At 54.8% G+C, this 1236-nt stretch carries 1 protein-coding gene; it reads left to right on the top strand.

Features of this window, described 5'->3' with window-relative positions; genetic code table 11:
• Positions 1-64 precede the first annotated feature (64 nt).
• A protein-coding gene (locus AACY42_RS28470) for an IS3 family transposase (RefSeq protein ID WP_339483834.1) occupies positions 65-1227 on the top strand; the annotation gives its coding sequence in 2 pieces (ribosomal slippage) (positions 65-320 and positions 320-1227; 1164 coding nt in all).
• The last annotated feature ends 9 nt before the right edge of the window (positions 1228-1236 follow it).

Here is a 1236-nt window from a genome sequence, read left to right as displayed (position 1 = left end):
TGTAGTGGTTTAATGAATCCGGACACCCATTTAGGCGAGAATGCTCGCCAGATAGAGGTGTCTCATGACCAAACAACGCCGTTCCTTTTCTGCTGAATTCAAACGCGAGGCTGCTGACCTCGTACTCAAGCAAAACTACAGCTACATCGAAGCCAGCCGCTCACTTGGCATTGGTGAATCAGCGTTGCGCCGTTGGGTTGACCAGGTACAGAAGGAGCGCCAAGGTGTCACTCCGCAGAGTAAGGCGCTGACCTCGGAGCAGCAGAAAATTCAGGAACTGGAGGCTCGGATCGCCCGGCTTGAGCGAGAAAAATCCATATTAAAAAAGGCTACCGCGCTCTTGATGTCGGAAGATCTCGAGCGTTTGCGCTGATTGACCAGTTGAGCGCCCATGAGCCGGTTGATTGGCTGTGCAAGGTGTTTGACGTTACCCGCTCGTGTTACTACGCCCAGCGCCTGCGGCGCCGCACGCCCGATGTTGAACGGCTTCGATTGCGCAGTCGCGTCAGTGAGCTGTTCTCGCAAAGTCGCAGCGCTGCGGGCAGTCGCAGCATTCTCTCGCTGATGCGTGAAGACGGTGAGCAACTCGGTCGATTCAAAGTGCGCAGCTTGATGCGCGAGCTTGATTTAGTCAGCAAACAACCCGGTTCCCACGCTTACAAACGAGCGACAGTAGAAAGACTCGACATCCCGAATACGTTGAACCGTGAGTTTGATGTGCCAGCCCCCAATCAAGTCTGGTGCGGTGACATCACCTATATTTGGGCGCAAGGAAAGTGGCATTACCTGGCTGTCGTGCTGGATCTCTGCACGCGCCGGATAGTGGGCTGGGCACTGTCGGAAAAACCGGACGCTGAACTCGTGATCAAGGCCCTGGATATGGCCTATGAGCAGCGTGGCAGACCTGCGGATCTGCTGTTCCACTCTGATCAAGGGTCGCAATATGCAAGCCGATTATTTCGCCAGCGGTTGTGGCGATACCGTATACGCCAAAGCATGAGTCGTCGGGGAAACTGTTGGGACAACGCACCGATGGAGCGCGTGTTTCGGAGTTTGAAAACTGAATGGATACCGACCTTAGGCTACAGAACTGCACAGGAAGCACAGCGCGACATCAGTCACTTTTTGATGCATCGGTACAACTGGATTCGGCCTCACCAATTCAACGGTGGGCTGGCGCCAGCTCGGGCCGAGGAAAAACTTAACGTCGTGTCCGGGATTAGTTGACCACTACAG

Source organism: Pseudomonas sp. RL_5y_Pfl2_73, assembly GCF_963970515.1.
Lineage (GTDB): Bacteria > Pseudomonadota > Gammaproteobacteria > Pseudomonadales > Pseudomonadaceae > Aquipseudomonas.
This window is presented reverse-complemented; position numbering and strand designations above follow the sequence as displayed.